Annotated in this window: 19 protein-coding genes; 18 read left to right on the forward strand and 1 reads right to left on the reverse strand. The window is 71.4% G+C overall.

Annotation, left to right across the window (positions count from 1 at the left end; all coding sequences use genetic code 11):
• Positions 1-8: 8 nt before the first annotated feature.
• From ACIBHY_RS11565 to ACIBHY_RS11650, 18 genes are all read left to right on the forward strand, one after another.
• Complete coding sequence (locus ACIBHY_RS11565; RefSeq protein WP_397306651.1) at positions 9-890, forward strand: ABC transporter permease; 882 nt, start codon at positions 9-11, stop codon at positions 888-890.
• The gene (locus ACIBHY_RS11570) at positions 887-1654 is read left to right on the forward strand and encodes an ABC transporter permease (protein ID WP_397252420.1); all 768 of its coding nucleotides are present in this window, start codon (positions 887-889) and stop codon (positions 1652-1654) included. The genes ACIBHY_RS11565 and ACIBHY_RS11570 overlap by 4 nt, the downstream gene beginning before the upstream one ends.
• A complete protein-coding gene (locus ACIBHY_RS11575) occupies positions 1651-3168 on the forward strand; it encodes a dipeptide ABC transporter ATP-binding protein (protein ID WP_397306652.1) in 1518 nt (505 codons plus the stop codon). The genes ACIBHY_RS11570 and ACIBHY_RS11575 overlap by 4 nt, the downstream gene beginning before the upstream one ends.
• The gene (locus tag ACIBHY_RS11580; protein ID WP_397252423.1) at positions 3165-4139 is read left to right on the forward strand and encodes a putative FMN-dependent luciferase-like monooxygenase; all 975 of its coding nucleotides are present in this window, start codon (positions 3165-3167) and stop codon (positions 4137-4139) included. Before ACIBHY_RS11575 ends, ACIBHY_RS11580 begins: the two co-directional genes overlap by 4 nt.
• Positions 4136-4705 carry a CMD domain protein gene (locus tag ACIBHY_RS11585; protein ID WP_397306653.1) on the forward strand — a complete coding sequence of 190 codons (570 nt, stop codon included), beginning with the start codon at positions 4136-4138 and terminating at the stop codon, positions 4703-4705. Before ACIBHY_RS11580 ends, ACIBHY_RS11585 begins: the two co-directional genes overlap by 4 nt.
• Entirely contained in the window at positions 4702-5253 is a 552-nt protein-coding gene (locus tag ACIBHY_RS11590) for an alkylhydroperoxidase domain protein (RefSeq protein WP_397306654.1), read from the forward strand. Before ACIBHY_RS11585 ends, ACIBHY_RS11590 begins: the two co-directional genes overlap by 4 nt.
• Positions 5250-5867, forward strand: coding sequence for a VOC family protein (locus ACIBHY_RS11595; protein WP_397306655.1), 618 nt, complete (start codon positions 5250-5252; stop codon positions 5865-5867). The genes ACIBHY_RS11590 and ACIBHY_RS11595 overlap by 4 nt, the downstream gene beginning before the upstream one ends.
• Positions 5864-6376, forward strand: a complete 513-nt coding sequence (locus ACIBHY_RS11600) for an OsmC family protein (protein ID WP_397252427.1) — start codon at positions 5864-5866, stop codon at positions 6374-6376. The genes ACIBHY_RS11595 and ACIBHY_RS11600 overlap by 4 nt, the downstream gene beginning before the upstream one ends.
• A gap of 23 nt (positions 6377-6399) precedes the next feature.
• Complete coding sequence (locus ACIBHY_RS11605; RefSeq protein WP_397306656.1) at positions 6400-9129, forward strand: glycoside hydrolase family 2 TIM barrel-domain containing protein; 2730 nt, start codon at positions 6400-6402, stop codon at positions 9127-9129.
• 201 nt (positions 9130-9330) lie between these two features.
• Positions 9331-10029 carry a helix-turn-helix domain-containing protein gene (locus tag ACIBHY_RS11610; protein WP_397306657.1) on the forward strand — a complete coding sequence of 233 codons (699 nt, stop codon included), beginning with the start codon at positions 9331-9333 and terminating at the stop codon, positions 10027-10029.
• 10 nt (positions 10030-10039) lie between these two features.
• Positions 10040-11275 carry a condensation domain-containing protein gene (locus ACIBHY_RS11615; protein WP_397306658.1) on the forward strand — a complete coding sequence of 412 codons (1236 nt, stop codon included), beginning with the start codon at positions 10040-10042 and terminating at the stop codon, positions 11273-11275.
• 45 nt (positions 11276-11320) lie between these two features.
• Entirely contained in the window at positions 11321-12127 is an 807-nt protein-coding gene (locus ACIBHY_RS11620; protein ID WP_397252431.1) for a lysophospholipase, read from the forward strand.
• 4 nt (positions 12128-12131) lie between these two features.
• On the forward strand, positions 12132-12605 hold the full coding sequence (locus tag ACIBHY_RS11625; protein ID WP_397252432.1) for an NUDIX domain-containing protein: 474 nt from the start codon (positions 12132-12134) through the stop codon (positions 12603-12605).
• Positions 12602-13144, forward strand: coding sequence for a maleylpyruvate isomerase family mycothiol-dependent enzyme (locus ACIBHY_RS11630; RefSeq protein WP_397252433.1), 543 nt, complete (start codon positions 12602-12604; stop codon positions 13142-13144). The genes ACIBHY_RS11625 and ACIBHY_RS11630 overlap by 4 nt, the downstream gene beginning before the upstream one ends.
• A 31-nt stretch (positions 13145-13175) precedes the next feature.
• On the forward strand, positions 13176-13760 hold the full coding sequence (locus ACIBHY_RS11635) for an ArsR/SmtB family transcription factor (protein ID WP_397252434.1): 585 nt from the start codon (positions 13176-13178) through the stop codon (positions 13758-13760).
• The gene (locus ACIBHY_RS11640; protein ID WP_397306659.1) at positions 13753-14502 is read left to right on the forward strand and encodes an SRPBCC domain-containing protein; all 750 of its coding nucleotides are present in this window, start codon (positions 13753-13755) and stop codon (positions 14500-14502) included. Before ACIBHY_RS11635 ends, ACIBHY_RS11640 begins: the two co-directional genes overlap by 8 nt.
• An 83-nt stretch (positions 14503-14585) precedes the next feature.
• Positions 14586-14948 (forward strand): hypothetical protein, encoded by a 363-nt coding sequence (locus ACIBHY_RS11645; protein ID WP_397252436.1) that lies wholly within the window; start codon positions 14586-14588, stop codon positions 14946-14948.
• Between the two features lie 247 nt (positions 14949-15195).
• Entirely contained in the window at positions 15196-16020 is an 825-nt protein-coding gene (locus ACIBHY_RS11650) for a phosphotransferase (RefSeq protein ID WP_397306660.1), read from the forward strand.
• Positions 16021-16379: 359 nt separating this feature from the next.
• On the opposite strand, the gene recQ is transcribed toward ACIBHY_RS11650, so the two are convergent.
• Positions 16380-18188, reverse strand: a complete 1809-nt coding sequence (recQ, locus tag ACIBHY_RS11655) for a DNA helicase RecQ (protein ID WP_397252438.1) — start codon at positions 18186-18188, stop codon at positions 16380-16382.
• Positions 18189-18225 lie beyond the last annotated feature (37 nt).

Below are 18225 nucleotides of genomic sequence, written 5' to 3' on the forward strand. Positions count from 1 at the left end.
CTAAGAGGGTGGGTCAGGCGCTTCTGGTGCTCTGGGCCGCCTTCACCGCCGCGTACATCCTGCTCCAGGCCATGCCCGGCGACTCCATCCTGATCAAGTTCCAGAACCCGGAGCTGGGCCTGTCTCCCGAGCAGATCGCCGAGATCCGCGCCTACTACGACGCCGGTGGTTACCTGCACACCGTCCTCGGCTTCCTGCACGGCGACTTCGGCTACTCGGTCGACACCGGCACCCCGGTGCTCGAACGGCTGGCCGAAGGGCTGCCGGAGACGGCCAAGCTGGCCACGGCCGCGTTCGTGCTGGCGGTGCTGCTGGCCGTGCTCATCGCGTTCGCCGCCGCCCACAGCTCGCGGCTGCGCGGCGTGCTGCTGGCGGTGCCGTCTTTGTTCATCTCGGTGCCGGCCTTCTGGCTGGGCATCCTGCTGATCCAGGTGTTCTCCTTCCGGCTCGGGCTGGTGCCGGTCATCGGCGGCAGCGAGATCCAGCAGCTCATCCTGCCGGTGCTGACGCTGGCGGTGCCGATCTCCGCGCCCATCGCGCAGGTCCTGGCCCGCAGCCTCGACCAGGTCTTCACGCAGCCGTTCGTCCCGGTCGTCGCGGCCAAGGGCGCCTCGCGCTCGTGGATCCTGTGGCGGCACGTGGCACGCAACGCGCTGCCGCCCACGCTGACGGTGGCCGGCCTGACGTTCGGCGAGCTGATCGCCGGTTCGGTCGTGACCGAGACCGTCTTCGGCCGCAACGGCGTCGGCCGCCTCACCGAGCAGGCGGTCAACGCCCAGGACACGCCGGTGCTGCTGGCCGTGGTGGTGCTGGCCGCGACGGTGTTCGTGCTGGTCAACTTGCTCGTGGACCTGGTGTTCCCGGTGCTCGACCCGAGGCTGGCGCGATGAGGTGGCTGTCCTGGCTCGTGGTGGCCCTGGTGGTGCTCTGGGCGGTCGTGCCCTGGTTGTTCACCGGCTACGACCCGCTGAACGGCGTACCCGCGGAGAAGCTGCAGGGGCCCAGCGCCGCCCATTGGTTCGGCACCGACGCCGTGGGCCGCGACGTGTTCGCCCGCGTGGTGCACGGCTCCGTGCACTCGCTGTCGGGCGCGTTCGTCGCGGTCGGGGTGGGGCTCGTGCTCGGCACGCTGCTCGGGCTGCTCGCGGGGTCGGCGGGCGGGCCCGCCGACGAGGTCATCATGCGCCTCATGGACGTGCTGCTCTCGGTGCCCGGCCTCCTTCTCGCGCTGACCGTGATCATCCTGCTCGGCCCCGGCACGGTGAACGTGGCGATCGCGGTGGGTGTCGGCTCGGTCGCCGCCTTCGCCCGCCTCGCCCGTGCCGAGGTGGTGCGGGTACGGCGCAGCGACTACGTGGAGGCGGCCTTCGGCAGCGGCGGCACCTTCGCCGCGGTCCTGTGGCGGCACGTGCTGCCCAACTCGCTCGGACCGGTCGTCGCGCTGGCCGCCCTGCAGTTCGGCGTGGCCATCCTGGCCATCTCGACCCTCGGCTTCCTCGGGTACGGGGCCGAGCCGCCCACGCCCGAATGGGGCCTGCTGATCTCCGAAGGCCGCAACTACCTGGCCACCTCGTGGTGGCTGACCACGCTGCCCGGCGCCGTCGTGGTCGCGGTGGTGCTGGCCGCCGGCCGTATCTCGAAGGAGATCCGATGAGCCTGCTCGACGTCAGGGACCTGCGCGTCTCCTATGGGGGGCACGAGGCGGTCAAGGGCGTCTCGCTGAGCGTCGGGGAAGGCGAGTTCGTCGCGGTGGTGGGCGAGTCCGGCTCGGGCAAGACCACCACGGCGAACGCGATCATCGGCCTGCACCCCGGCGACAGCGGCGAGATCCTGCTCAACGGCACCGACATCGCCCGCTGGTCGCAGCGCCGCCTGCGGGCGATCCGCGGCGCCCAGATCGGACTGGTCCCGCAGGATCCGTCGAACTCCCTCAACCCGGTCAAGAAGGTCGGCGTCCAGATCGCCGAGACCCTGCTCATCCACAGGCATGGGGACAAAACCTCGCGGCGGCGCCGGGTCCTGGAGCTCCTGGAACGCGTCGGCCTCGACGACCCGGCGAGAAGGGCCGGGCAGTACCCGCACGAGCTGTCCGGCGGCATGCGCCAGCGCGTGCTCATCGCCGCCGCTATCGCGCTGCGGCCCAGCCTGATCATCGCCGACGAGCCGACCAGCGCCCTGGACGTGACCGTGCAGCGCCGCATCCTCGACCTCATCGACGACCTCAGGCAGGAGTACGGCACTGCCGTCCTGCTGGTCACCCACGACCTGGGCATCGCGGCGACCCGTTCCGACCGGCTGGTCGTGATGCGCGACGGCCGGGTGGAGGAGGGCGGCGGCACCCGCGAGGTGCTGGCCGCCCCGGCCGCCGGCTACACCAGGCGGCTACTGGCCGACGCGCCCGCGCTGAGCGCCCGTGCCTTCAAGGAGCCGCCGCCGCAGGCCGGGCCCGCGATCGTGGTGCGGGACCTGGTGAAGGAGTTCGGCGGTTTCCGCGCGGTGGACGGGGTCTCCTTCGAGGTGGCCAGGGGCAGCACGCACGCGCTGGTGGGGGAGTCGGGCTCCGGCAAGACCACCACCGCCCGCATCGTCACCCGCTTCGAGAAGGCCGATTCGGGGAGCGTGGAGATCCCCGGCGTCACCGAGTTCCGGCGCGGGGTGCAGCTCGTCTACCAGAACCCCTACGGCTCGCTCGATCCCCGGCACAGCGTGGCCAGGATCGTGGAGGAGCCGCTGCGCAACTTCCGGCTCGGGGACCGGGCGGCCCGCCGTACCCGGGTCAAGGAGCTGCTCGATCGGGTCGCGCTGCCCGAGGCGCTGCTGGAGCGCAGACCACGGGAGCTGTCCGGAGGACAGCGGCAACGGGTGGCCATCGCCCGCGCGCTGGCCGTGGAACCCCGGGTGGTGGTGCTGGACGAGGCGGTCTCCGCGCTGGACGTGACCGTCCAGGCGCAGATCCTGGACCTGCTGGAGCAGCTCCAGCGCGACCTCGGCCTCACCTACCTGTTCATCTCGCACGACCTCGCGGTGGTGCGCCAGATCTCTCACACCGTTTCCGTCATGAACAAGGGACGCATCGTGGAATCAGGGACGACGCAACAGATCTTCGACAGCCCGCAGGACGACTACACCCGCGAGCTGCTCGCCGCCGTGCCGGAGCCGGTGCGATGACCCGGCTCGGCTTCTTCACCCGGCTCCTGGACGACGTCCCGCCCGCCGAGCGCTACCGGCTCGCGCTGGAGCAGATCGTGCACGCCGAGCGGCTCGGCTTCGAGACCGCCTGGGTCGCGCAGCACCACTTCGACGGCGAGGAGGGCGGGCTGCCCGCGCCGCTGGTGTTCCTCTCGCACGTGGCGGCGCGGACCGAACGGATCAGGATCGGCACCGGGATCATCACGCTGCCGCTGGAGCACCCGGTGCGGGTGGCCGAGGACGCCGCCGTGCTCGACCTGCTGTCGGGCGGGCGGCTGGAGGTCGGCGTCGCCGGCGGCGGCACGCCCTCGGCGTTCGAGGCGTTCGGCAAGGACCCGGCGCGGCGCGGTGAGATCTACGCCGAGCACCTGGACGTCCTGGTCAACGCCTGGTCCGGGGGCGATCTGGGTGGCGGGAAGCGGCTCTACCCGCCGGGGCCGAGACTGCTGGACGCGATCTGGGAGGCGACGTTCTCGGTCGGCGGCGGCGAACGGGCCGGGCGGGCGGAGCACGGGCTGATGCTCTCGCGTACGCAGCCGCGGCCGGAAGGGCGGCCCGAGCTGTCGCTGGCGGAGATCCAGAAGCCGATCGTGGACGCCTACTACGCCGCCCTGCCCCCGGGGGTGGCGCCGCGGATCATGGCCTCGCGCACCGCGTTCGTCGCCGACACCCGCGAGGAGGCGCTGCACTGGGCCGCCCAAGGGCTGGCCAGGCCGGGCCTGCCGCAGCCCGACGGCGGCGGCGTGGACGAGCTCATCGCCGCCTGGGACGCCCACGTCGGCACCCCGGAGGACGTCGTGGCCAGCCTCAAGGCCGACCCGACACTCAAGCGGGTCACCGACCTGGTCTTCCAGGTGCACTCCATCGACCCGCCCCACGAGCAGGTCCTGCGCTCCATCGAACTGCTCGCGACCGAAGTCGCCCCCGCCCTGGAAGGGAGCACCGTATGACCGCCGACGTGATCGACCGGCTGGCCGGCATCCAGCCGGGTTCGCGCCTGGACCAGCTGCGCGAACGCCGCCCCGACGCCCGCGAGCACGCCCAGCGCAGCTACGAGGCGCTGTTCTGCCCCGAGACCGAGGAGCACGTCACACTCATCGAGCGCGACGCCGTGGCCGCGTTCGTCGCCGGGCTGCACCGCGACGACGCCGTCGCCGGCTTCTACGCCGAACGGCTGGGCGAGCTCGCCCCCGACCTGCTCACCCGGGTCAAACAGGAGATCGACACCGGCCGGACCACCGGCCCGTACGGCGCCTACGGCGAGCCGGAACTGGCCGCCGAGAGCACCGTCGGACCCGTGCACCGCTCCAAGCTCGACGGCCGGCTGGCCGCCGCCTTCGACCACGCCCACCTGCTGGTCTTCCGGCCGCGCGAGGCCCAGGCGGAGCATCTGCAGAACCTCCTCGACGCCGGCTGGAGCACGACCGGCATCGTCACGCTCTCGCAGCTCGTCGCCTTCCTCACCTACCAGGTCCGCGTGATCGCGGGCCTGCGCCTGCTGGGAGCCGCCGCGTGAATTTCACCCAGGACCGGATCGGCTGGCGGCCGTGGCTCGCGCCGCTGGCCGAGGAGGAGCTCACCGATGAGCACTGGGAGGCGCTGGTCGACAAGGCGCGGGCGGCTTCGCCGTACTTCCTGCTGCTGGCGCGCGATCCGCACGTGCTGCACGCGCGCACCAAGACCGACAACGACATCTTCTACAACGCCGACGGCGGGCTGCCGCGCGCCGAGCGCGAGCTGGCCGCGACCGCGACCTCGCGCCGCAACGGCTGCGTCTTCTGCGCGTCGGTGCACGCCCGCTTCGCCAGCCACTACGCCAAGCGCACCGCCGACGTGCAGCGGCTGCTCGACGGGGGCGTCGAGGCGCACCAGGACGAGCGCTGGCGGGCGGTCATCGACGCCTCCGCCGCGCTCGCCGAAACGCCCGGCACGCTGGACGCGGGGCACCTCGCGGCGCTGCGCGCGGCCGGGCTCGACGATCTGGCCATCAGCGACGTCATCCATTCCGCCGCATTTTTCAACTGGGCCAACCGGCTCATGCTGTCCCTTGGAGAACCCGAATGAGCACTCTCGACCATCTTGTCTACGCCGTGCCCGACCTTCTGGAGGGGGTGGCCGCGTTCGCCGAGCGGACCGGCGTGACGCCCGTGGAGGGTGGCGCCCATCCCGGCGGCACCGCCAACTTCCTCGTCGGCCTGGGCGAGGGGGCGTACCTGGAGATCATCGGGCCTGACCCGTCGGTCGCGGGCGCGCGCCCGCGCGCGTTCGGGCTGGAGTCGCTGACCGCGCCGGCGCTCGCGGCCTGGGCGGTTCGTCCGGTCGACATCGACGCCACGGTACGGCAGGCCCGCCAGGCCGGCTACGACCCCGGTGACGTGCAGCCGCTGTCGCGCCGCAAGCCCGACGGCACGCTGCTGGAATGGCGGCTGACCAGGCGCGAGGACCCGGCGGGTGTGCGGCCGGTGCCGTTCCTCATCGACTGGGGCGCCACGGCGCATCCGTCGGCGTCGGGGCTGCCGCCGCTTGAGCTGGTCTCGTTCACGATCGCGCACCCCGAGCCGGACGCCCTGGCGGCCGACCTGAAGGCCGTGGGCGCCACGGCCGAGGTCGTCGCGGGCGAGTCCGTGGCGCTGCGCGCCGTGCTGGGCACGCCCGAGGGCCCGGTGACGCTGGCATGAGCACGTTGCGCGACTACCTGAAGCAGAAGCGCGCCGCACTGCTGGCCCGCCGCGAGAAGCCGTCGGACGGGCCGGTGCCGCTGCGCGCGAGCGTCACCGCCGAGGGGCGCAGCGGCGTACGCCGCATCCGCATCCGCGAGCACCAGATCCTCAGCGACAGTGCCGCCGACTTCGCCGGATACGACCTCGGACCCGGCTCACCCGAACTGCAGGCCGGGGTGCTGGGCAGCTGCGTCACGCACATCTTCCTGATCAAGGCGGCCGAACTGGAGGTGCCGCTTGACTCCCTGTCCGTGGACGTGAGCGCCACCTACGACCCGCGCGCCCAGGCGCCGGGCAACACCGGCATCCCGGTCTACCCGCAGGACTTCCGCTACGTCGTGAAGATCGACTCGCCCGCCTCCGACGAGGACCTGGCCAAGCTCCACGCCGAGGTCGAACGCGTCTGCCCGATCCTCAACCTCATCCGCAACCCGCAGGACATCAAGGGGGAGGTAGTGCGGGTCTAGAGCTTTTTGGGAAGAATGTCCGAGTGTTCGATCATGCACCTAGCGCAGGGCTGCGCGCTCCCCGCGCGGCCCTGGCCGGCGACGCCCCAGCCATCGACCTCAACGGCCCGTGGAGCTTCCGGCTCAGCCCGGACGCCCACGCGAGCCTGGACTTCGTCCATCCCGGCTACGACGACTCCGCGTGGGATCGGCTGCCCGTGCCCGCGCACTGGCCGCTGCACGGGTACGGCTCGCCCGCGTACACCAACGTCTCCTACCCCTTCCCGATCGACCCGCCGAACGTCCCGGACGACAACCCGACCGGCGACTACCGGCGCGTCTTCGAGGCGCCGGAAGGCTGGGACGACGCGGTGCTCCGCTTCGACGGCGTCGACTCCCACGCCAGGGTCTGGCTGAACGGGCACGAACTCGGATTCACCACCGGCAGCCGGCTGGCCGCCGAGTTCACCGCGGGGCCCTGGCTGGTGCCCGGCCGCAACGTGCTGGCCGTCCGCGTCCACCAGTGGTCGGCCGCCAGCTACCTGGAAGACCAGGACATGTGGTGGCTGCCCGGCATCTTCCGCGACGTGACGCTCACCCGCTCCACCGCCGACCTGTTCGTGCACGCCACGCACGACGGGCGGCTCTCGTTCGAGGGCGACGGGCTGCTCAGCGTCCCGGCGCTCGGCCTGACCGGCCTCGAACCCGGCGTGGAGGCGCGGCTCGACGTCACGCCGTGGAGCGCCGAGAACCCCTTCCTGTACGACGCGGTCCACGTCGGCCCCACCGAGACCGTGCGGCTGCGGATCGGGTTCAGGAGCGTGTCCATCGAGGACGGCGTGCTCCTGGCCAACGGCGTGCCGCTGAAGCTGCGCGGGGTCAACCGGCACGAGTTCCATCCCGACCACGGGCGGGCGGTGCCGTACGAGACCATGCGCGAGGACGTGCTCCTCATGAAGCGCCACAACGTCAACGCGGTCAGGACCAGCCACTACCCGCCCCACCCCGCCTTCCTCGACCTCTGCGACGAGTACGGGCTGTGGGTGATCGACGAGTGCGACCTGGAGACGCACGGCTTCGGCCAGGTCGGCTGGCGGCGCAACCCCAGCGACGACCCCGCCTGGGCCGACGCCTACGTCGAGCGCATGCGGCGCATGGTCGAACGCGACAAGAACCACCCGTCCATCATCATGTGGTCGCTCGGCAACGAGTCCGGCACCGGCCGCAACCTCGGCCTCATGGCCGAGTGGGCCCGCGAGCGCGACCCGTCCCGCCCGCTCCACTACGAGGGCGACGTGACGTGCGCGGACACCGACGTCTACAGCCTCATGTACGCCTCGGTCGCCGAGGTGGAGGCCATAGGCAAGGGCACGGAAGCCGCCCTCGACGACCCCGCCCTCGACGCCCGGCGGCGGCGCATGCCGTTCGTGCACTGCGAGTACGCCCACGCGATGGGCAACGGCCCCGGCGGCCTGCTCGACTACCAGGACCTCTACGACACCTACCCCCGGCTGGCCGGCGGCTTCGTCTGGGAGTGGATCGACCACGGCCTGCGCCACGAGAAGCTCGGCCACGCCTACGGCGGCGACTACGGCGAGCCGGTCCACGACTCCAACTTCGTCATCGACGGCCTCGTCTTCCCCGACCGCACCCCCTCACCCGGCCTGCTGGACCTGAAGGTGGTCTTCGCACCCGTCCGCATCACCTTCCCGTCCGCGGGCGAGGTCTCCATCGAGAACCGGTACGGCTTCCGCGACCTCGCCCACCTGCGCTTCGAGGCGACCGTCGAGGACGTGACCACGATCCTGGAAGTCCCGGCGGAGGGCGGCGTGATCAAGCTGCCCGGGTCTCCGGCCACCTCGGACGAGACCTGGCTGACGGTCCGCGCCGTGCTGGCCGCCGACGAGCCGTGGGCGCCGGCGGGCCACGAGATCGCCTGGGGTCAGATACGCCTGACCACCCCGGCCCCCTCCTCCCCGAGGCCGGGCGGAAGCCTGGCGGGGGCCGAATTCTCGCCGGGCACCGGGCGGCTGGTCCGCTTGTTCGGCATCGAGGTCGAGGGGCCGAGGCTGGAGCTGTGGCGGGCGCCGATCGACAACGAGCGCTTCGGCGGCCTCGACTGGCACTGGCGCACCATGGGTTTGCACCGCCTGACGCACCGCGTGGACGCGGCCGACCGGGACGGGGACCGCCTGACGGTCGTCACCCGAGTCGCCCCGGCCGCCTCCGACCTGGGCCTGCGCACCACGTACACGTGGACAGGCGTGGACGACGGCGTGCTGCTGGAGGTCCACGTGGTGCCGGAGGGCGAGTGGAAGCACCCGATCCCACGCCTGGGCGTCGCGATGTCACTCCCCACCGCCTACGACCAGGTCACGTGGTACGGCCGCGGCCCCGGCGAGGCCTACCCGGACACCGGCCTGGCCGCCAGAGTGGGCCGTTGGTCGGCGACCGTGGACGAGCTCCAGACCCCGTACGTGTATCCCCAGGAAAACGGCCACCGCGCCGAGGTCCGCTGGGCCACATTGACGGACGAGACAGGCGCGGGCCTGCGAATCGGGGGTCACTACGGCCTGACGGCCCGCCGCTGGACCACAGCAGATCTGGAGGCAGCCCGCCACCGGCCCGACCTGGTGCCGGGAGACCGCATCCACCTCAACCTGGACCTGGCCCACCACGGCATCGGCTCCGCATCCTGCGGTCCAGGCGTCCTTCCCCACTACGAACTCCAAGCCCGGCCATCCACCCTCACCCTCCACTTCACCCACCCCTAACCCCCTCCCGGTGAACCAGACGCCACGGCGGCCCCTGGGGTGCGGTGCCGTGGTGGCTGGTCAAGGGGGCGGTCGTCGCGGCGGGGTGGTGTGAGCTGGACGACCGTTTCCTGGATGGGGGCCGGCCGGAGTATGGCGGGCGGGATGGGGGCGGCTGGGCCGTAACAGAAAAGCGCCCTTATGGGGCTAGTGTGGCCTGTCGTGAGTGGAGAGCTGAAGGAGCGGGTCCGGGAGCTGCGGGCGACCGGGCAGTCGCCCAAGGAGATCGCCAGGGCGCTCGGCGTCAAGCCGTCCATCGTCGCCCCCCTGGTGCGGGAGATCGCCGCCGAGACCGCCGGCGGTGCCACGCCCGAGCTGGTCGGCAGCTGGGTGAGCACGGGCTGGAGCACCGGCCTGTCGGTCGCCCCCGACCGCGGCTGGACGGACGCGGCGGCGGGCGAGCCCGGCACCGGCGGCCTGGTCAGCGTGCTGGTCGCGCGCCGCCACGGCTACAACCGGGTGTCGATCTGTGGGTATCTGGCCGATGTGTACTGCCTGGGGGTCAAGGTCACCCACGGCCCCGAGATCATGGACGAGCGCGGCATGCGCCAGTTCCGCGACTTCTTCTTCAGCGACTACTCCGGCTACCAGGAAGCCCCGATCGAGCTGGCCAGGCAGATCGTCTACGGCTCCGAGGAGTACGCGAGCGGCCTGGGCTTCTCGTCGTTCGAGGATTTCGAGCAGGTCAAGGGGCATCTGGGCGACCTGGAGGGGCCCTCGGCGATCACGTTCGGCCGGGACGGGCGCCCGTTCTACGTCCCGAGCCCGCAGGACGACCAGAACAAGGTCCACCGCCAACTCCGCCGCGCGGTCGGCGACGACTTCGACTACGTCGAGATCGACGTGGAAGACGATGCTTAGGTAGCGGTTCATGATGGAGGCGCCGCTCACCTGGGGACAGCAGGACGTCTGGCGCGCGGTCGTCGCGGCCGAGCCGCAGGAGCAGTACCTGAACCTCGCCCGCCTCTTCGCCCTCCAGCACCCGGTCACGCCGGAGCAGGCGCGCCACGCCCTCGACCGGCTGATCATCCGCCACGAGGCGCTGCGCACCCGGCTCACCGGCCCGCGCGCGACCCCGCGGCAGGCGCTCGCGGAGTCCGCGGCGCCGCAGGTCGAGGTGGTGGAGGGGGAGCGGCCGCACCGGGTGTCCGAGCGGCTGTCGGCGGCGCCGTTCGACTACTGGAACGAGTGGCCGCTGCGGGCGGCGTTCCTGGTCGCCGACGGGTACGTGCGCCAGGTCGTGCTGGTGCTCTGCCCCCTCTCCGTGGACGGGCCCGCCGCCGACCTGGTGGTGCGCGACTTCCGCGTGCTGCTCGGGCGCGGGGAACCGCCGCCGCACCAGGCCGACCGGCCGCGGGACCTGGCCGCGTGGCAGGTCTCGGGCGACGGGCGCGGGCACTCCGACGAGGTGGTCGCGTGGTGGCTGGAGCAGTACGCGCGCATCGACCCGTTCGAGCTGACCGCCACGCCCAAGCGGCCCCGGTACATGGAGGCGACCATGTCCTCGCCCGCGCTGGCCGCGGCGGTGCGGACGGTGGCGGCGCGACGACGGGTCGCCTCCTCGACGGCGCTGCTGACCGGAGCCGTGAGCCTGGCGGGTCGGCTGACCGGGCAGCGCACCTGCGGCATGCGGGTCAACGTCGACAACCGCTCCGACCGCGGACGGCGGGACGTGGTGTCCACGCTCGCCCAGGAAGGGCTGGTCGTCCTGGACCTCGGCACCCCCGACTTCGGCGAACTGCTGGCGCGGGGCCGGCAGGCGGTCTCGCGGGCGGATCGCCGGGCGGAGTTCAACCCTTACACGATGGAAGAGGCGCTCGCCGGACGGGTCAGGACGTTCGGCCGGTTCGACGACCGGCGGCCGGGCCGGCGCGACCAGGCTCCCGAGCTGGACGCGCGGCAGATCCGGCTGGCCATGGACAAGACCGACCTGGCCTGGACCGATGCCATGGACCGCAACATCTGCGACTTCCACCTGCGGGTCGCCGGGGAGCCTGACCGCATGGAGGTCTCGCTCTACGCCGACACCGGATTGCTGTCGCCGCTGGCCATCGAGGCGTACCTGCTGGATCTGGAGCGGCTGTTCGTGGAGGAGTCCCTGGTCTGAGTCCCCGGGAAGGAATACGATCACCGCAACTACGGTGGAGGTCGCATGTCAGAGGCGCAGGAGATCACCTTCACCGGCACGCGCGGGCCCCTCGCCGCCCGCCACTGGCCCCACCCCTCGCCGCGCTACGTCGCCCTCCTCGTCCACGGGTACGGCGAGCATTCCGGCCGCTACGAACACGTGGCCGCCCACCTGGTACGGCACGGCGCCGCCTGCTATGCCGTCGACCACATGGGACACGGCCGTTCGTCGGGCGAACGCGTCCTGATCCACGACTTCGAAGAGGTCGTCACCGACGTACACCAGCTGGAAGAACGCGCCAGGGCCGACCACCCGTGGCTGCCCGTCGTGGTCGTCGGCCACTCGATGGGCGGCATGATCGCCGCCCGCTACGCCCAGCGCTACGGCGCCGACCTGGCCGGGCTCGTGCTGTCCGGCCCGGTGATCGGCTCCTGGGACGTCATCGGCGTCCTGCTCGCCATGGACGACCTGCCCGACATCCCGATCGACCCCGCCACGCTCTCGCGTGACCCGGCGGTCGGCGCCGCGTACGCCGAGGATCCGCTCGTCTGGCACGGCCCGTTCAAACGCCCCACGTTGCAGGCCTTCGCCCGCACCCTCGGCCAGATCGCCGGTGGCGGCTCGCTCGGCGACCTGCCCACGTTGTGGATCCACGGCGAGGACGACCAGCTCGTCCCGCTCAGCGGCAGCCGGGGCGGCGTCGAGGCGATCAAGGGCGCCCACTTCAGCGAGCGCGTCTACCCGGGCGCCCGGCACGAGGTGTTCAACGAGACCAACAGGGACGAGGTCCTGCGGGAGGTCACCGCCTTCGTGGACCGGGTCCTCCCCTAGCCTCGTGGATCGATTCCGCGCCATCGTGGACGTGCACGTCCTGCTCCTGCGTGCGCCGGAGGAGGTGCTGCTGATCCGGCGGGCCGGCACCGGCTACCGCGACGGCCAATGGCACCTGCCCAGCGGGCACCTGGAGCCGGGCGAGACGGTCGTGGAGGGCGCGATCAGGGAGGCGCGCGAGGAGGTCGGCGTGGTGATCGCGGCCGCCGCGCTGCGGTTCGTCCACGTGATGCACCGCTCGCCCGACCGGGTCGGGCTGTTCTTCGCCGCCCTGGAGTGGGCCGGCGAGCCGTACAACGCCGAGCCGCACAAGTGCTCGGCCATCGGCTGGCATCCGCTGGCCGGGCTGCCCGCCGACACCGTGGACTACCCGGCCGCCGCGCTGGCCGCGATCGGGCGCGCGGAGCCGTTCGCCGTGTTCGGGTGGCCGGCCGGAGGCGATGATTTCCCCGGCGGGGCCGGGTCTATCCCTGTGTGAGCGCCGTCCTGCTCGAACGAGCCGTCAGCTACACCCTCGGCAGCCTGGTCCTGGTCAGACCCGAGCTGCTGGGCAACCGGACGCCCTGCGCGCGATGGGATCTGCGCGCGCTGCTCGACCACATGAACGACTCCCTGCTCGCGCTCGCCGAGGCGGGCGACCTCGGCCACGTCGCGCTCCGGCCCACCGGCTGCGAGGGCGATCCGGCCGGGATGCTGCGCCGCAGGGCGTGCCGCCTGCTCGCCGCCTGGCCGGAGGTGTCCCGCTGCTCGCAGGTCGCCGTCGGGGACGCGTGGCTGGCGCGCGAGGTGGTGGCGGGGGTCGGCGCGATCGAGGTGGCCGTCCACGGCTGGGACGTCGCCGCCGCCTGCGGTGACGTCCGTCCCGTGCCGGAGCCGCTGGCCGCCGCACTGCTCGATCTCGCGCTGGGGTTCGTGGACGACGATGACCGGCCGCACCGCTTCCATGCTCCGGTACGGCCCGCCTCACCTGCGCGTTCTTCCGATCGGTTGTTGGCGTTCCTCGGCAGGTCGGCTTGACAGTTTTATTTTTCAAGGGCAGCCTGGAGGCATGCACGACATCGCGGTGATCGAAGATCCGGCCGCGGCCGAGGCGTCACTCGATCCGATGCGCACCCGGCTGCTGGCCGCTCTCGCCGAACCCGGATCGGCCACCACGCTGGCCGCGAAGGTCGGCCTCGCCCGGCAGAAAGTCAACTACCACCTCAAGACACTCGAGAAGCACGGCCTCGTCGAACTCGTCGAGGAGCGCAAGAAGGGCAACTTCACCGAACGCGTCATGCGGGCCTCCGCCGCGTCGTACGTGATCTCGCCCAGCGCGCTCGGCGCCGTACAACCCGATCCCGCCCGCGCGCCCGACCAGCTGTCGGCCCGCTGGCTCCTCGCGCTCGGCGCCCGGCTCGTCCGCGAACTCGGCGAGCTGATCACCGGCGCGGCCAAGGCCAAGAAGCGGCTCGCCACGTTCGCGATCGACGGCGAGGTCCGCTTCGCCTCCGCCGCCGAGCGTGCGGCGTTCGCCGAGGAACTGGCCACCTCGGTCGCCGTCCTCATCAGCAAATATCACACCGAAGAAGGACGCGATCACCGGCTGCTGATCGCCGTCCACCCCGTCGTCAAGGAGCAAGGGCATGGGTAAGGACTTCTCCATCCAGAAGGACACCGAACTGCGGGCGACCCCCGAGCAGGTCTGGGACGCCATAGCCACCGGACCCGGGCTGAGCTCGTGGCTGTTCCCCTTCGCCATCGAACCGGGAGTGGGCGGCGTCATGCGCCTCGACGTGCCCGGCGTCACCGAAGAATCCACGATCACCGGCTGGGACCCGCCCCACCGCCTGGCCGTGAAGAGCGCCGAGGGCGAGGACGGCACCTTCCAGGCCTACGAATACCTGATCGAAGGCCGCGACGGCGACACCACGGTCCTGCGCTTCACCCACTCCGGCCACGCCGGCGAAGGCTGGGGCGAGGAGTTCTTCTCCAGCCTCAACACCGGCTGGGACCAGTACTTCCACACCCTCGCCCAGTACCTCCTCCACTTCCCCGGCCGCACCGCCGTCTACGCGCTGGCCGAGGGCCCCAAGGGCCAGAAGGACCTCTGGCCCAGGTTCAGCGCCGCACTCGACCTCCCCGCCGCCCCCGAGGAAGGCGACCGGGTACGGCTGACGCCCGACGGAGCCGAAGGCGTCGTGGACTACGTGGTCATCTCGGGGGACAAGGGCTTCATGTTCGGCGTACGGACCGCCGACGCCTTCTACCGCTTCCACGGCCTGGGCGAGGGCATGGGCGGCGGCGTGGACATGGCCGTCCACCTGTTCGGCGCCGACGACGCCAAGGAGACCGAGCGAACCTGGAAGACCTTCCTCGCCGACACCTACAGCTGAATCCGGCGTCCCGTTGAACCGGGTGGGGAGGCGAGCCCGTACTGCTCTTCGTCACAGACGGAAATGACGAACAGGAGTACGACATGTTCGCAAGAAAGCTCGCCTTCGCCACCGTCATCGCCGGTGCCGCCGCGGCCATCGGCATGGCCCCCGCCGCGAACGCCGCCGCCCTCCAAAAGGTCACGGTCAAGGTCACCAACAAGGCGTCCTTCACCGCCACGGTCTGCGTGACCGACAACCTGGGCGGCGGTTGCCGCGACATCGGCCGGGGCAGATCGCAGCTCTTCCGCGTGGAGCCCGGCCGCGGTACACCGGTCAACGTCCGCGTCCTCGCCAGAAACGGCGGCAGCGACGACATCTCGGTGGTCACGGGCAGAACCTCCCTGACCTTCGAAACCCGAGGCAACCGGACCCGCCCGACCGTCAAACTCACCTCCCGCCGCTGACCCCCGTACGGCCGTGACGTCAAAGGCCTCAAGCCGCACGACCGTGAGGTCACGAAGCCTCAACCCGCACGACCGTGAGGTTACGAAGCCTCAACCCGCACGACCGTGAGGTCATGAAGGCTCAAGCCGCACGACCATGAGGTCATGAGGCTCAAGTCCGCCCGGATCGCTGAACCTGAATACTGGCCCGATGCGCCCAGAAGACCTCCGCCTCATCTCCGAGACTCTCGGCAGCCCGGTGACATCGGTGTCAACGCTGGCAGGCGGCTTCTCACACGAGACGTGCCTCCTGGAGCTCCCCGACGGTCAGGTGGTGGTACGGCTGGGCGGCCCCGACCCGGCGATCGAAGCGGCGGTGATGGCGGTGGCCCGCGACCACGTCCCCGTCCCAGAGGTCCTCCACCTGCTGCCAGAAGCCATGATCCTGGAATACGTCCCCGGCATCCCCCTGACCAAGGCCTTCACCGAACCGGGCATGAAGGAACTGGGCCAAGAGGTAGGCCAAGTGGTAGCGAGAATCGCCACCGTCACCTTCGACCGCCCAGGCTTCTTCGCCGACGCGGCCCTGTCCATCCCCCCAGAACCCCCATGGTCATCCCAACTCCCGGAGATGGCCGCCACCTGCATGGCCGCAGCGGGCCACCGCCTGGACCCCGCCACCCGAGAAGCCTGGCTGTCCCTCTGCACCACCCACGCCCCGGCCCTGAGCGAGATCGACACCCAGCCCTTCCTGGTCCACGCCGACATCAACCCCAAGAACATCCTGGTCACCCGACGAGACGGCACCTGGCAGGTGGCCGCCATCCTGGACTGGGAGTTCGCCTACTCAGGCTGCCCGTACGGCGACGCCGCCAACATGACCCGCTTCGGAGCCGACTACCCCGAGGACTTCGTGGACGCCTTCCGCGAAGCCTTCGGCGGCCACCACCCGCACGATTGGGAGTATCTGGGCTGGGTCCTGGACATGTTCGCCCTGAGCGACCTGGTAACCCGCCCACCCGGCCACGAAATAGCCGACCAAGCCGCCACCCGAATCCACACCCTGACCACCCAAACCCCACCCCACCCCTAACCAGCCGCCCCCACCACACAGCCCGGAACACTCCGTTTTCGAGCCTGGGGCAACCTCAGAGCCACTCGCCGAGCCGCTCCTTCTCACGCCGAGACCGTCTCGGTCGCAACCCAGGCTCCCGCCAACAGGAACTCAGCCGGGTGGGTATGGACCCCGGCTGACCGGCTCACGACCCGGGGAGCGCGAGGGGCCGGAGGCCTCTCGCCGGGGGTGCGGGGGCTTGCCCCAGCTGTCACTGCCCGAGTCCTCGGCGCGCAGCGCCCCTTCGCGAGGACCACGCAGCGGGGGTGCGGGTGCTCGCCCCCGCTGTCACTGCCCGAACCTCATGGCGCGCAGCGCCCTTCGCGAGGACCACGCCCTTAGGAGTGGAGGGTTTCGAGGACCTGGGGGCCGAACTTGGCGAGTTTGTTTTCGCCCACCCCGCTGACGGTCCCCAGCTCCGGCAGTGTCGTCGGGTTGCGGGTGGCGATCTCGCGGAGTGTCGCGTCGTGGAAGATGACGTACGCCGGAACCCCCGTCTCCTTCGCCGTGGCGGCACGCCACGCACGCAGGCGTTCGAACCGGGGAGCCGCCTCCGGCGTGAGGTCCACCACCTCGCGGGACTTCGACGAGCCGCCGCCCGAGCGCGACGGGGTGCGCGGCTTGAGGTCGCGGCGGAGGTTGACCTTCTGCTGGCCGCGCAGCACCCCCGTGCTCTCGTCGGTCAGCACCAGGGCTCCGTAGGCGGGTTCGACGGCCAGGATGCCCTGGGCGAGGAGCTGGCGGACGACTCCGTGCCACTCCGGCCCGGTCAGCTCGGTGCCGATGCCGAAGACGGTGAGCGTGTCGTGGCCGAACTGCTCGACCTTCGCCGTCTTCTTGCCCAGCAGGATGTCCACCGCCTGCCCCACGCCGAACTTCTGCCCGCGTTCCCTGGCCAGCCGCAGCACTGTGGACAGGACCTTCTGGGCGGGCACGGTGGCGTCCCAGGTTTCCGGCGGGGTCTGGCAGGTGTCGCAGTTGCCGCAGGGAGCGGTGCCTTTTTCGCCGAAGTAGTCGAGGAGCATGACGCGGCGGCAGGTCACGGTCTCGCAGAGGGCGAGCATGGCGTCCAGGTGGAGCGCCTGGCGGCGGCGGTGGGCCTCGTCGCCCTCCAGCGCCAGGCGGCGGTGCTGGACGACGTCCTGCAGGCCGTAGGCCATCCACGCGGTCGCGGGCTGGCCGTCGCGGCCGGCCCTGCCGGTCTCCTGGTAGTAGCCCTCCAGGGATTTCGGGAGGTCCAGGTGGGCGACGAAGCGGACGTCGGGTTTGTCGATGCCCATGCCGAACGCGATCGTGGCCACCACGGTCAGTCCTTCCTCGCGCAGGAAGCGGGACTGGTGCAGGGCGCGGGTGCGGGTGTCGAGGCCCGCGTGGTAGGGGATGGCGGCGATGCCGTGGTCGGAGAGGTGCTCGGCGATCTTCTCCGCCGAGGAGCGCGACAGGCAGTAGACGATGCCGGCCTCGTCGGGGTGCTCGGTGCGGATGAAGTCGAGGAGCTGCCGCTTCGGCTCGCTCTTGGCGGTGATGCGGTACTGGATGTTGGGCCGGTCGAAGCTGGCCACGAAGTGCCGGGCCTGCTCCAGGCCGAGGCGGGCCGAGATCTCGGCGTGGGTCTCCGGGGTGGCGGTCGCGGTGAGGGCGATGCGGGGGATGTCGGGCCAGCGTTCGTGGAGGCCGGAGAGCATGAGGTAGTCGGGGCGGAAGTCGTGGCCCCATTGGGAGACGCAGTGGGCCTCGTCGATCGCGAACAGGGCGACCTCGCCCTTCTCCAGCAGGCGCAGCGTCGAGTCGACGCGCAGGCGCTCGGGAGCCAGGTAGAGGAGGTCGAGCTCGCCGGCCACGAAGGCGTTCTCCACCCGCTGGCGTTCGTCGAAGTCCTGGGTGGAGTTGAGGAAGCCGGCGCGGACGCCCAGCGCGGTCAGCGCGTCGACCTGGTCCTGCATCAGCGCGATCAGCGGGGAGATCACCACCCCCACGCCCTGGCGGACCAGGGCGGGGATCTGGTAGCACAGCGACTTGCCGCCGCCGGTCGGCATCAGGACGAGCGCGTCGCCGCCGGCGACCACGTGCTCGATGATCTCCTGCTGGCCGGGCCGGAAGGAGTCGTAGCCGAAGACGCGGTGCAGGACCTCCAGGGGCGTATCCATGCGGCTACCTTACGTGGCGAGGGAGGAAGGGTCAGGG

The organism is Nonomuraea sp. NPDC050547 (assembly GCF_044457345.1).
Lineage (GTDB): Bacteria > Actinomycetota > Actinomycetes > Streptosporangiales > Streptosporangiaceae > Nonomuraea.